The 12293-nt window shown below is 68.7% G+C and carries 12 protein-coding genes; all 12 read right to left on the bottom strand.

Features of this window, described 5'->3' with window-relative positions; all coding sequences use genetic code 11:
- Positions 1–80 precede the first annotated feature (80 nt).
- The 12 genes from ACYVKR_RS22015 to ACYVKR_RS21960 all read right to left on the bottom strand — a co-directional run bounded on the left by ACYVKR_RS22015 (position 81) and on the right by ACYVKR_RS21960 (position 12226).
- A complete protein-coding gene (locus ACYVKR_RS22015; protein WP_460483117.1) occupies positions 81–1136 on the bottom strand; it encodes a porin in 1056 nt (351 codons plus the stop codon).
- 53 nt (positions 1137–1189) lie between these two features.
- On the bottom strand, positions 1190–2149 hold the full coding sequence (locus ACYVKR_RS22010; RefSeq protein WP_460483116.1) for a PDR/VanB family oxidoreductase: 960 nt from the start codon (positions 2147–2149) through the stop codon (positions 1190–1192).
- Entirely contained in the window at positions 2146–3171 is a 1026-nt protein-coding gene (locus ACYVKR_RS22005) for a Rieske 2Fe-2S domain-containing protein (protein WP_460483115.1), read from the bottom strand. The genes ACYVKR_RS22010 and ACYVKR_RS22005 overlap by 4 nt, the downstream gene beginning before the upstream one ends.
- A 25-nt stretch (positions 3172–3196) precedes the next feature.
- Positions 3197–3418, bottom strand: a complete 222-nt coding sequence (locus ACYVKR_RS22000) for a recombinase-like helix-turn-helix domain-containing protein (protein WP_460483114.1) — start codon at positions 3416–3418, stop codon at positions 3197–3199.
- A 30-nt stretch (positions 3419–3448) separates the two neighbouring features.
- Positions 3449–4432 (bottom strand): Bug family tripartite tricarboxylate transporter substrate binding protein, encoded by a 984-nt coding sequence (locus ACYVKR_RS21995; protein WP_460483113.1) that lies wholly within the window; start codon positions 4430–4432, stop codon positions 3449–3451.
- A gap of 43 nt (positions 4433–4475) precedes the next feature.
- Positions 4476–5453: a Bug family tripartite tricarboxylate transporter substrate binding protein gene (locus tag ACYVKR_RS21990; protein ID WP_460483112.1), complete on the bottom strand. Its 978-nt coding sequence runs from the start codon at positions 5451–5453 to the stop codon at positions 4476–4478.
- A 38-nt stretch (positions 5454–5491) separates the two neighbouring features.
- A complete protein-coding gene (locus tag ACYVKR_RS21985) occupies positions 5492–6454 on the bottom strand; it encodes a VOC family protein (protein WP_460483111.1) in 963 nt (320 codons plus the stop codon).
- A 9-nt stretch (positions 6455–6463) separates the two neighbouring features.
- The gene (locus tag ACYVKR_RS21980) at positions 6464–7939 is read right to left on the bottom strand and encodes an aldehyde dehydrogenase (RefSeq protein ID WP_460483110.1); all 1476 of its coding nucleotides are present in this window, start codon (positions 7937–7939) and stop codon (positions 6464–6466) included.
- 118 nt (positions 7940–8057) lie between these two features.
- A complete protein-coding gene (locus ACYVKR_RS21975; RefSeq protein ID WP_460483109.1) occupies positions 8058–8855 on the bottom strand; it encodes an aspartate dehydrogenase in 798 nt (265 codons plus the stop codon).
- 20 nt (positions 8856–8875) lie between these two features.
- Positions 8876–10567, bottom strand: a complete 1692-nt coding sequence (locus tag ACYVKR_RS21970; protein WP_460483108.1) for a thiamine pyrophosphate-binding protein — start codon at positions 10565–10567, stop codon at positions 8876–8878.
- Entirely contained in the window at positions 10560–11369 is an 810-nt protein-coding gene (locus ACYVKR_RS21965; RefSeq protein ID WP_460483107.1) for an SDR family oxidoreductase, read from the bottom strand. The genes ACYVKR_RS21970 and ACYVKR_RS21965 overlap by 8 nt, the downstream gene beginning before the upstream one ends.
- Before the next feature lie 14 nt (positions 11370–11383).
- Positions 11384–12226: an IclR family transcriptional regulator gene (locus ACYVKR_RS21960; RefSeq protein WP_460483106.1), complete on the bottom strand. Its 843-nt coding sequence runs from the start codon at positions 12224–12226 to the stop codon at positions 11384–11386.
- Between the last annotated feature and the right edge of the window lie 67 nt (positions 12227–12293).

Genomic DNA, 12293 nt, shown 5'->3' with positions numbered 1-12293 from the left:
AATGGGGAAGATTGGCGCTTGCGCGAGCCAGCAGAGCCCGGCCCGCGCAAGCCGTGGCGCCAATCAGGGGAAGGTTGGGATCAGAAGAAGTGGCGGATGCCCAGTTCCATGCCGGTGGACTTGCCGCCCGCGCTGGAGCCGGTGGCGCTCAGGCCCTGCACGCCGATGGAGCGGCTGGAGCCATCCTTGTTCTTCAGGTACGCCAAGGTGCCGTAGACCTGGGTGCGCTTGGAGAAGTTGTAGCCATAGCCCACCGCGATCTTGTTCCAGTCGGCATTGCTGTCGGCCGTGTTGTAGTGGCCGACCGAGGCGCGCAGCTCGCCGCTGCCCAGCGGTGCGGTCACGCCCAGCTGCAGCGCCGTGACCTTCAGGCCGCCGCGCTTCTCGCTGGCCCACAGCAGCATGGGCTTGGCCACGCCGAAGTCGTAGGACAGGCCGACGTTGTGGGCGGTGATGTTGGTCTCGGGCGCATCGCCGTAGAACTTGCCGATGGCCAGCGCGCCGTTGAAGGCACCCTGGCGGTAGCCGAAGCGCACGCCGCGGTAGTCGCCCTGGCGGTGGCCGGCGGCGCTGTCGGGCTTCTCGCTCATGGCGACCTGCGCCTGGCCGTAGAAGCCGCCCAGGTTCGGCGGCAGGAAGTAGCTGATGGCGTTGCTGATCTGGATCGGCGCGCCGCCCGCGGCCGTGCCGGCGCCCGGAATGCCCAGCATGGTGAACGCGCCCGTGCCGCCGACGCCGTTGGTCAGGAAGGGATCGAAGATCAGCGTGCTCAGGAAGGTGGCCGAGTCATCGCGGCCCAGGCGCACTTCACCGAAGTTGCCCAGCAGGCTCACGGTGGAGCGGCGGTTGAAGCCCAGGCCGGTGGTGCCGGGGGCCTTGCCGTTGCCGGTGTCGGAATCGAGGCCGGCCTCGAGCCAGAAGCCCGCCTTCAGGCCGCCGCCCAGGTCCTCGGTGCCGCGAAAGCCCAGGCGGCTGATGTTGGCGCCGCCCGTGGCCAGGCCGATCTTGCTGGACGACTCCGAGCCCGTCAGCCGCGTGACGTTAGTGTCGATGACGCCGAAGATCTCGACCTTCGACTGTGCTGCCGCGGCGCCTGCCAGGCCCGCTACCCCGATGGCAAGAATGATTTTTTTCATGGTGTCTGTCTTCCTTGGATTGAAAACGTGTTGGTTGAGGGAATACCTGTGGGTCAAAGGTCCAGCGTCAGCGTGTCGCTCTTGCAGCCCGAGACGCAGACCATCATCACCTTGTTGGCCGCCTTTTCCTTGGGGCTGAGCACCGAGTCGCGGTGGTCGGGAACGCCGGCCAGCACGCGGGTCTCGCACGAGCCACAGACGCCTTCGCAGCAGCTGTGGTCGACGTCGACGCCGGCTTCCAGCAGCGTGTCGAGCAGCGACTTGTCGGGCGTGATCTGGATGAAGCGGCCGCTCTTCTTCAGCTCGACCGTGTAGTTGTCGCGCGCATCGGACGAGGCCTTGACCTCCACCGGCGAGAAGCGCTCGATGTGGGCATTGGCATGGCCCAGCTCGGCGCAGAACTTCTCGAAGGCGTCGAGCATGGGCGTCGGGCCGCAGGAGTAGTGGTGCAGCCCCGCCTCGGGCGCGCGCTGGGCCAGCAGGCCGCGCAGGTCGGGCGGGCCGCCCGCCTCGGCGTCGAAGTGCAGGTGCAGCGGCATGCCCAGGGCCTGCAGCTCGGCGAGGAAGGCCGCGCTCTTGCGCTCGCGCGCAAAGTACAGCATCTCGAACGAGTGCCCCAGGGCGCTCAGCCGGCGCGCCATGCACAGCATGGGCGTGATGCCGATGCCGCCGGCGACCAGCACCGAGTGCGTTGCGCTCTCGTCGAGCGCGAAGTGGTTGCGCGGCGCGTCGATGGTGATGGGCATGCCCACGCGCAGCGCCTCGTGCACGCAGCGCGAGCCGCCGCGGCTGGTGCGGTCGCGCAGCACGCCGACCACGTAGCGGTGGCGCTCGCTGCTGTCGTTGGACAGCGAGTAGCTGCGCACCAGCCCGTTGGGCAGGTGCAGGTCGATGTGCGAGCCGGCGGTGAAGGCCGGGAACTCACCGCCATCGACCGGGCGCAGCTCGACGCTGATGGTGTCCTGCGCCTCGAAGCGCAGCGTGTGCACAAAGGCTTGCAAGGTGGTGCTCATGGTGCGACGCCTTCGTCGATCTGGTCCTGGGCCTGGCGGCGCAGGTGGCGGCGCAGGCGCACGAGGCCGATGTCGTGCTGGTAGAGGTTCTCGCGCTCGTTGGCGTCGAGTTCCATCTGTTCCATCATGATGCGGTCCTGCTCCAGCACGGCCCAGTGGCGCGCCTCGAGGCGGTTGCGATACAGGAAGCGCCAGGTGTCGCGCATCCAGCCCTGCACCTTGCGCGCGCGCCAGAAGAACACGGCACACAGGTCGGCGCTGATGGGCGTGACGCAGGCGACGATGGCGAAGTTGCCGCCGGGGCCGCCGGTCTTGGGGTACGGGATTTCCAGGCGCATCCACTGCACGCCGGTTTCGCCGTACTCGGTCCAGTCGAAGTTCACGCCGCGCTGGCCGACCTTCTCGAACACGAAACCGTGGTCGGTATCACGCACCTGGAAGCTGGCCTTGCTGTCGCCCTCGGCCATGGAGTGCGACTGCTTGTGCAGGAAGGTGCCGTGCATGGGGTCCATGACGTTGTCGAGCGCGTAGCGGTAGTCGCTGCGCCACTCGGCATAGCACAGGAAGTTCGAGTACTCGGGCGAAGTCAGCTCCTCGGGCAGGGTGAACTCGGGGGCCTCGTCCACATGCTTGTCGCTGTTGTACAGGAAGATGGTGTCGTGGGCTTCGCGCACATGGAAGTCCAGCGCGGCGCGCGAGCCTTCGAGCTTGCAGCCGGGGCTGCCGGGCACTTTGGTCACGGTGCCGTCGCAGCGCACTTCCACGCCGTGGTAGGGGCAGGCCAGGCGGTCGCCCAGGATCACGCCCTGCGACAGCGGCGCGCCGCGGTGCGGGCAGTGGTCTTCCAGCGCGTGGACCTTGCCGGAGGCATCGCGCCACAGCGCGATCTTGCGGCCGAAGCGGCGCAGCGAGATGGGCTGGGTCTTGACGAAGTCCGACGGGCAGACCGCGTACCAGAGATTCTTCAGGCCCTTGTTCAGCAGGCTGTCCACCGGGTCGATGGTGATGGTTTGTACGTTCATGGGGCGCTCCTGTCTTGCGGCGGGTTCACTGGCCCAGGCGCGCCATCAGCGCCTGGAAGCTTGCTTCGGTCCAGGCCTGGCCGTCTTCGCCGGCAGGGCCGCTGCGGTTGATGTAGGCCACCAGCTCGGGCAGCGTCTGCACGCCTTCGCCGAAGGCGCGCTCGATGGTGTCGCCCAGCAGGTCTTCAAACAGGGTGCCCGGGCGCTGGCGTGCCTGGTGCGGTTCGAGGTATCGATCAACAGCCATGGTGGATCTCCTTCCAAAAACAATCGTGGTTCAGTCGGCCTGGATGCCCAGGTCCTTGATGAGCTTGCCGAAGCGGGCGTGGTCGGCGGCATTGGTCTTTTCCAGCCGCGCCGCATCGCCGCCCGCGGGCAGTGCGCCAAAGGTGGCCATCTTGGTGACCACATCGGGCATTTTCAGGATTTCGTTGAGGTGCTGGTTCAGCAGCTTGACGGTCTCGGGCGGCATGCCCTTGGGGCCGAACAGGCCTTGCCAGGCCGTCACTTCCACGCCCTTGATGCCCTGCTCGGCCAGCGTGGGCACGTTGGGCGCGAGCGGGCTGCGCTGCGTGTCGGCCACGGCCAGCGCGTTGACCTTGCCGCCGATGTACGGGGCAATGGGGCCCCAGGTCATGAAGGTGGTGGGCACGTGGCCGCCGATCAGGTCGTTGACGGCGGGCGCCACGCCCTTGTAGGGGATGTGGGCGATCTGCGTGCCCGCGGCCTTGTTGAACATCTCGCCCATGATGTGCATCGGCGAGCCGCTGCCGGGGCTGGCGTAGGTCAGGCCCGAGCGCTTGCCCTGCTCCACCAGGGTCTTGATGTCCTTGATGCCGGAAGTCTGGTTGGCGGCCACGAACATGGGCTGCACGCTGGTCTGCACGATGGGCGTGAAGCCGTGCAGCACGTCGTAGCTGGAGCCCGCCGTGGTCTTGAGCACGAACTGCGCGATGGCGAAGGTGTTGGGCGCCAGCAGCAGCGTGTAGCCGTCGGCCGGGGCCTTGGCCACGTAGACGCTGCCGATCACGCCGCTGGCGCCGGGGCGGTTGTCCACCACCACGGGCTGGCCCAGGCGGGTCGAGAGCTTCTCGGCGTACAGGCGCGCCATCGCGTCGGTGTCGCCGCCGGCCGGGTAGGCCACGACGATGGTGATGGGCTTGCTCGGGTAGGCCGGTGCCTGCGCGGCGGCGCTGCTGCACACGGAGGCGACGGCCAGCGAGGCGGCGGCCAGGGAAACCAGTCGGCGGGAGAGTTTCATGGTGGGCTCTGTGGTGGGTGTGGGTAGTGGTTCGGCGGGCCGTTTATTGCGCTTCGATCCCGCGGCTCTTGATGATGGGCGCCCAGGCGGCCGTCTCCTTGCGGATCAGCTCGCCGAACTTCGGGCCTTCGACGATCCAGACGCTGAGGCCCTGCTTTTGCAGCTGCGCCTTGCTCGCCGGCTCGTTGAAGACCTGCGCGATGTCGTGCTGCAGCTGGGCCAGCACCGGTGCCGGCGTGCCCTTGGGCGCCATCACGCCGTACCAGGACGACAGCGCGACGCCCTTGACGCCGGACTCGGCCAGCGTGGGCACCTCGGGCAGCTCGGGCGTGCGCTGCGCGTCGGTGACGGCCAGCGCGCGCAGCTTGCCCGACTGGATGTGCGGCAGCAGCGTGGGCAGGTTGCCGACGATCATCGGCACGGTGCCGCCGATCACGTCGTTCAGGCCCTGGGGCGTGCCCTTGTAGGCCACGTGCAGGAAGTCGGCGCCGGCCTGCTGGCCGAACAGCTCGCCGGCCAGGTGCAGGCTGCTGCCCACGCCGGGCGAGGCATAGCTCACGGTGCCGGGCTTGCTCTTGGCCAGCGCGATCAGCTCCGCGATGTTCTTCGCCGGCACGGCCGGGTTCACCGCGATCACGTTGGCGGTGCGCGCCAGCGAGGCCACCGGCACGAAGTCGCCCTCCACGCTGTAGCTCAGCTTGGGCATCAGCGTGGGGTTGATCGTGAGGTTGCCCTGCGGCACCACCAGCAGCGTGTGGCCATCGGGCTTGGCGCGCTTGGCCGCCTCGATGCCGATGTTGCCGTTGGCGCCCGTGCGGTTGTCCACGATGGAGACCTGCTTGTACTGCGCGGCCAGGCCGTTCGAGAGCATGCGCGCCAGCGTGTCGATCGGCCCGCCCGGCGGGAACGGGGCGATGATGGTGAACTGCCCCGCCGCGAGCGCCTGGCGCGCGTCGGCCTGCGCCCAGGCCGTGGGCAGCGCGGCGGCTGCGGCCAGGGCCAGCAGGGTGGGGATAAGCATGCGTCGTTGCATCGCGGTGGACTCCGGTTCTGGGTGGCTCAGTGGCGCTTGTCGGTCAGGAACTTGCCGTCGGCGCCGCCCACGCCTTTCTGGCGGCGGGTGTTGCCGTCGAGGCCCCCGTCGATCGCCCATTCGGCGAACACCGTCGGGCCGGGCTCGAACTCGCGCGGCTGCCAGTCGGCCGTGAGCTGGTCCTCGTCGGCGTAGTACTCGACCAGCGCACCGGCCGGGTTCTTGAAGTACCAGAAGTAGGCCGACGACACCGGGTGGCGGCCCGGGCCGAGCTGGGTGTCCCAGCCGCAGCGCGAGATGTGCATGCCGCCGCCGAAGACCTCGTGGATGTCGCGCACGGTGAAGGCCACGTGGTTCAGGCCGGCGTGCTTGTCGGGGCGCTGCAGCAGGAAGATGTCGTGGTGGCCGCCGTCGGGCGCGGTGCGCAGGAAGGCGCCGCGCTCGGGGTAGCGGTCCGAGGCCGCGAAGCCGAAGTTGTCCACATAGAAGCGCTCGCAGGCCTGCACGTCCTTGACGAAGAAGACCACGTGGCCGACCTCGATGGGCTGGGCGCGCTCGTAGGCCGGGCTGGCCTGGTCGATGCGGTTCTTGCGGTTCCAGGTGTTGTACTCGGCGCTCTGCACCTCGACGTCGCGCTTTTGCGTGACCTGCAGGCGCACGGCAAGGCCGTTCGGGTCGGTGCAGCCGATGCGGCCGCCCTGCTTCACAAAGCCCGGCAGCTGTGCGATGCGGCCTTCGTAGAGCGCCAGGTCGGCTTCGCTTTCCACACCCCAGACCACTTCGCGCAGCGTGGGGCCCGGCTCGATGGCGGGCGGCAGGCCGGGGTGGTTGCTGGCGGCCACGATCACGCGGCAGCCGTTCAGCGTCTCGAACACCAGCCGGTCGGCCTGCTCGTTGGCGAGGCTCAGGCCCCAGTCGAGGAAGAACTGGCGGCAGGCCGCCAAGTCGTCGGCGCCGTAGCTAATTTCGTCAATGCCCAGTACGCTCATGATTTTTCCTTAGTTGGCCCAGGCCAGGGGCGATGCGTTCAAACCCCAGTACATGCTTTTCTGCTCCATGTACTGCTGGATGCCCATGCGGCCCTTTTCGCGGCCCAGGCCGCTGTCGCGCCAGCCGCCGAACGGCGTGGAGATGGAGAACTGCTTGTAGGTGTTGATCCACACGGTGCCGGCCTGCACCGCGCGGCCGATGCGCCATGCGGCCTTGTAGTCGCGCGTCCAGATGCCGGCGGCCAGCGCGTAGACGCTGTCGTTGGCCTGCTCCAGCAGCGCCTCTTCGTTGTCGAAGGGCATGGCCACGAGCACGGGGCCGAAGATCTCCTGCTGGCAGATCTGGTCGTTGTTGGTCACGCCTTCGAGGATGGTCGGGCGGTAGTAATAGCCGCGCTCGTACAGCGCGCCCTCGGGGCGGTGGCCGCCGGTGCGCAGCTGGCCGCCTTCGGACAGGCCCAGCGCCACATAGCTCTCGATGGATTCGCGGTGCTTGGCGGTGATCAGCGGGCCCATCTGGGTGCGCTCGTCGGCCGGGTCGCCCACGCGCAGCGCGGCGGCCTTGGCCGTCAGGCGATCCATGAAGTCGCCGTAGAGCTTGCGCGCCACGAACAGGCGCGAGCCGGCAATGCACGATTCGCCCGACGAGCTGAAGATGCCGTAGAGCACGCCGTTGACGGCGTGGTCGAGGTCGGCGTCCTCCAGCACCATGGTGGCCGACTTGCCGCCCAGCTCCAGCGAGACGGGCATCATCTTGTCGGCCGCGATGCGGGCGATGTGCTTGCCAGTGGAGGTGCCGCCGGTGAACGACACGCGCTTGACCAGCGGGTGCTTGGTGATGGCGTCGCCGATCACCGAGCCGCGGCCGGGCAGCACGCTGACGATGCCGCGCGGCACGCCGGCCTCTTCGCAGATCTTGGCCAGCTCCAGCGCCAGCAGCGGCGTGGCTTCGGCGGGCTTGACGACCACGGCGTTGCCGGCCGCCAGCGCGGGGGCGAGCTTCTGCGCCTCGCTGGCGATGGGCGAGTTCCACGGCGTGATGGCCGCGACCACGCCCATGGGCTCATAGACGCTCATGGTCATGAAGTCGCCGCGCGACGGCGTGAGGGTCTCTTCCATGGTCTCGCAGGCCGCCGCGAAGTACTGGAAGGTGCTGGCGGCGCTGGCCACCAGGGCGCGGGTCTCGTTGATGGGCTTGCCGTTGTCCAGGCGCTGCAGCTGGGCCAGCGGCTCGGCGCGTTCGCGGATCAGCAGCGCGATGCGGTAGAGCACGGCGGCGCGCTCGTGCGGCTTCTTCTGGGCCCAGCCGCTGGTGCGGAAGGCGTGGTCGGCCTTCTGGATGGCCTCTTCCACATCGTCCAGGCTGGGGGCGCGCAGGCGGCCCACGATCTCGCCGGTCGCGGGGTAGAGCGTGGCGGACTCGTCGCCGCCGCCCAGGCGCCATTCGCCGGCGATGTTGATGGGGAGCAGTTCAAGGTTCGACATCATGGGTTCCTTTGTTCACTCTTGAAAAGAGAGCTGTTTGCGCTTGTTGGTAGCCAGTTTCAAATACAAAACTATCTGAATTACTTATAGATCAAGCGCTAGCAGCTCCTCTTTTTGATCAGATCACCAGCGGGGCGACCCGGCCACGCAGCGCGCGCACCGCGCTGAACACCGTCAGCGCCGAGGTCTTGGGATTGGCTGCCAGCGGCTGGTTGCGCATGGTCAGCTCGAAGCTGCCGAAGGCGCCCGCGGCCTCGACCTGGTGCAGGTTCTCGCTCACCGCCGGATCGGCGATCAGGCGCACCGTGGTGCGGTCCATGCCGAGGCCGGCCAGCGACACGGTGGCGGCCACGTTGGCGTTCTTCGGGAACTGCGCGGCCGCCTCGCGGGCCGTGCCTTCGAAGATCACCGTCTCGGTGGCCAGCGTGTCCAGATCGCGGCCCTGCTCGGCCGGCGTGCCCTTCCAGGCTTGCGGCGGCTTGCGGCCGGTGTAGCGCACGGACTCCAGCCCGCCGATGCGGGCGGCGGCCAGCGCATCGATGGCGCCGATGGCGCCGGCGATCAGCTGGGCCTGGGTGCCGCCGGCGCGGGCCGCGGCTTCCAGGCGTTCGGGCAGGCCCTCGGCCGAGAGCGCGCCCATCGAGGCAACGATGCATGGCACGCCGCGCGCCAGCGCCGGCAGCACGTGCTGCTCGATGGCGGCATGGCCGGCGGCCTCCACCACCAGGGCGATGCCCTCGGCCGGCACGGCCTGCACCACCTGCGCGGCCGGGGCCAGGCGGGCCGCCACGGCGCGGGCGGCCTCGGCGCCTTCGGCCGGCACCACGATGGCGGCCACGTCGAGGCCGGCGTCGTCCTTCACCAGTTCCAGCAAGGCGGTGCCGATGGCGCCGCAGCCGATCAGGGCAATCTGCATGGTGTGCGTCCTTATGGTGCTTATTGGGTCTTGGTGGCCGGAATCTGGTCCAGCTTGTTCACCGGCGGGCCGGAGAACGTGGCCTTGAAGCTGCCGATGGCGCGCATGTCGATCTCGAGCAGGAACGGGCCCTTCTGGTTCCACGCGCCTTCCAGCACCGCGGGCAGCTCGTCGAGGCTCTGCACGCGGGCATGGGGCAGCTTGATGGACGCGCACAGCTGGGCGTAGTCGGGCGTGTGCAGCTCCACGTAGCAGCGGCGGCCGCCGTAGGAGGCGTCCTGGATGTTCTGGATCACGCCATAGCGCTGGTCGTTCATCAGCACGATCATGGTGTCGCACTTCTCCTGCACCATCGTGGCGAGTTCGCCCAGGTTCAGGATGAAGCCGCCGTCGCCGGCCAGGCCCAGGGTCTTGCGGCCCGAGTCGCTTTCGGCCGCGCCGATGGCCGCGCCGATGGCCATGGGCATGCCCATGCCGATGCCGCCGCCCGTGGCGTGCACGCCGGCGTTGGGCTCGAAGAAGCGCAGCTCGCGGTTGCCCCAGGTGCTGTTGGAGACGGTCACGTCACGCACCCAGTTGAACTTGCGGCCCACCACCTGCTGCAGCTGCTGCACCAGGGCGCTGTACGGGCCCAGGCCGTCGCGCATGGTGGCGACGACTTCGTCGTGCACCTGGCGCAGGTCGGCCAGCAGCTCGGGGTCGGCTTTGTAGCCGCGCTTTTCCAGGCGGTCGGCCAGGCCGTTCAGGGCCAGGGCCGAGTCGCCGCAGACAAAGCCGTCATCCCTGTAGCAGCGGCCCTGCTGGGCGGCGTCCACGTCGATGCGCAGCAGCGGGCGCGGCAGCTTGAGTTCGTACTTCAGCGTCTCGTTGCTGCGCAGGCGCGTGCCCACGGCCAGCATGGCGTCGCAGCGCTGGTAGAAGGCCTCGACGGGCTTCTGGATGTTGTAGGCGCCCAGCGAGGCCGGATCGTCCTCGGGCACGATGCCGCGGCCCTGGCCGGTGCTGACGATGCCGAAGCCCATGGCCTTCAGGCGCTGCACGGCCGCGCCGGCGTGGCGGGCACCGCCGCCCAGCCACAGCAGCGGGCGCTTGGCCTTGGCCAGCGTGTCGGCCAGCGCGTCCAGCGAAGCCTCGCTCGGCGCCAGCACGGGTGCCGGCAGCGGCGCCCAGTCGGTTGGCATGTCGATCACGCTCTGCTGGATGTCGATCGGGATCTCGACGCTCACCGGGCCGGTGGGTGCGGTCATCGCGGCCTGCACGGCGGCCTTCAGGGTGGACAGGCAGGTCTCGGCGCTCAGCACGCGGAAGGCGGCCTTGGAGACGGCCTTGAGCATGGTCAGCTGGTCCGGCGCCTCGTGGATATACGAGAGCTTCTTGTCGAGGTACTGGGTCTCGATCTGGCCCGTGATGTGCAGCAGCGGCGTGCCGGCCGTGTAGGCCTCCACCAGGCTGCCGGCGATGTTGCCGGAGGCCGGGCCGGTGCTGGTGATGCACACGCCCAGGCTGGAGGTGGAGCGGGCGCAGGCGTCGGCCATGTTGCCGGCGCCGGCTTCGCCGCGCGCCATCACGAAGCGCACCTTGCCGCGCGCGAACATCGCGTCGAGGATGGGCATGTTGTGGATCGAGATCACCCCGAATGCGGCCTTGACGTCGCAGTGCTCGAGGAATTCGGCAACGGCGGCGCCGACGGTGATTTGTGCAGTATTAGGCATGGCGGGAAAGACCTCCGGAAACATCGATATGGCTGCCCGTCGTGTACGACGACAGGGGACTGGCGAGGAAGGCGATGGCCTGTGCCGCCTCGCGGGGCAGGCCCAGGCGGGCCAGGGGAATGGATTTCTTGGTGGCAAGCGCGCCGGTCCAGGCGGCCCAGTCCTGCGACTTGTCGTCGCGGGCCTCGAAGCGGCGGCGCCACTGGCCGGACTCGATCAGGCCCACCAGGATGCCGTTGACGCGCACGCCCTGCGGCGCGAATTCGGTGGCCAGCGATCGCACCAGGTTCTTGAGGCCGGCGCGCGCGGCCGACGTGGCGACCATGTGCGGCTCGGGCTGCGAGGCCAGCAGCGAGTTCACGCAGACGATGGCGGCATCGCCGGCCTTGCCCGCCACCTGCGCCAGCTGCGGCAGGAAGGCCCGCGTGGGATGGATGACGGAGAAGAACTTGAGGTGCAGCTCCTGGCTCCAGGCCTCGTCGGTGGTGTCGGCGAAGGTCGACACGCGGCCCTGGCCGGCGTTGTTGATGAGCATGCCGGCCGGCCCGAAGGCCTGCTGCGCCTCGGCCGCGAAGCGCTGCACATCGGCGGCATTCAGCACGTCGCAGGGGGCCGCCAGCAGCCGGGCCGCGGGATGGCGCTCGCGCAGGCCGGCCTCGGCCGCGCGCAGCCGCTCCTCGTTGCGGCCACAGAAGGCCACGGCCGCGCCTTGCTCGAGCAGCAGCTCGACGGTGGCCAGGCCTATGCCCGACGATCCGCCGGTGACCACGGCCACGGTATCCTTGATTTGCATAGACCCCATCTCCGTCACTCCTTTTAACGATCGGGCATGAACAACACCTGCGCCCCGGCAGCCACGCTCATGTGGGGGCGGTAATTCAGCAGGCTGGAAAGCTCTTCGGCCGCTGCGCACACGCGCTGTACCAGGCCTTCGACTTTTTCCCTGTCCACCTGGGGCGCCGGAATCGCGGAGCCCAACGCCGCCACGATGTGGCCGGTATGGCCCCGCACCGGAGCCGCGATGGTGGAAATGGAGGCCTCGTAGAAACCTTGGTCGAAGACGTAGCCGCGCTCGCGGTCGGCCTCGATGAGGTTGAACAGATCCAGTACGGTCTTGGGCGTATTGGCAGAGAAGGCCTCCAGGCGCTCCTCGGGGTACAGCACGCGCAGCTCGGACAACGACATGTCGGCCAGCAGCACCCGCCCGAACACCGTGCCATGGGCCGGCAGCCGTGTGCCCACGCGCACCGAACTGGTCAGCGGCGTTTCGGGGGTGACCTTGGCCACGTAGACGATGGAGCGGATGTCGCGCACCACGATGTTGCAGGAATGGCGGATGTCGTCGCACAGCCGGGCGATCACCGGCTGGCCGAGTTCGGTCAGCTCCAGCGACGACAGGTATTCGAAGCCCAGGCGCAGCACGGCCATGCCGAGGCAGTATTCGTTGCCGCCATTCACGCGCTCCAGGAAACCCAGGTTCTCCAGCGTGTTGAGCATGCGGAACACGGTGGCGCGCGGCAGCTCCAGGCGGCGCGCCAGCTCTGGCGCGCCCAGCGTACGGCTGCCGCGGCCGAACTCCTGCAGCAGGCGCAGGCCGCGCTCCAGCGCGGGCACCATGTATTTGTCGCTCCCGTTTTCCGGGTTGAGTGGCTGTGTCATCGAGATATCCCCCGGTTCAAAGTCTGAAACCCATATCTTCGATCATGGGAGCCGTCCGGCCCACCGT

It is taken from the genome of Comamonas humi, from assembly GCF_054782535.1.
Note: the sequence above shows the minus strand (reverse complement) of the source record. Positions and strands in the feature narration are given on the sequence as shown.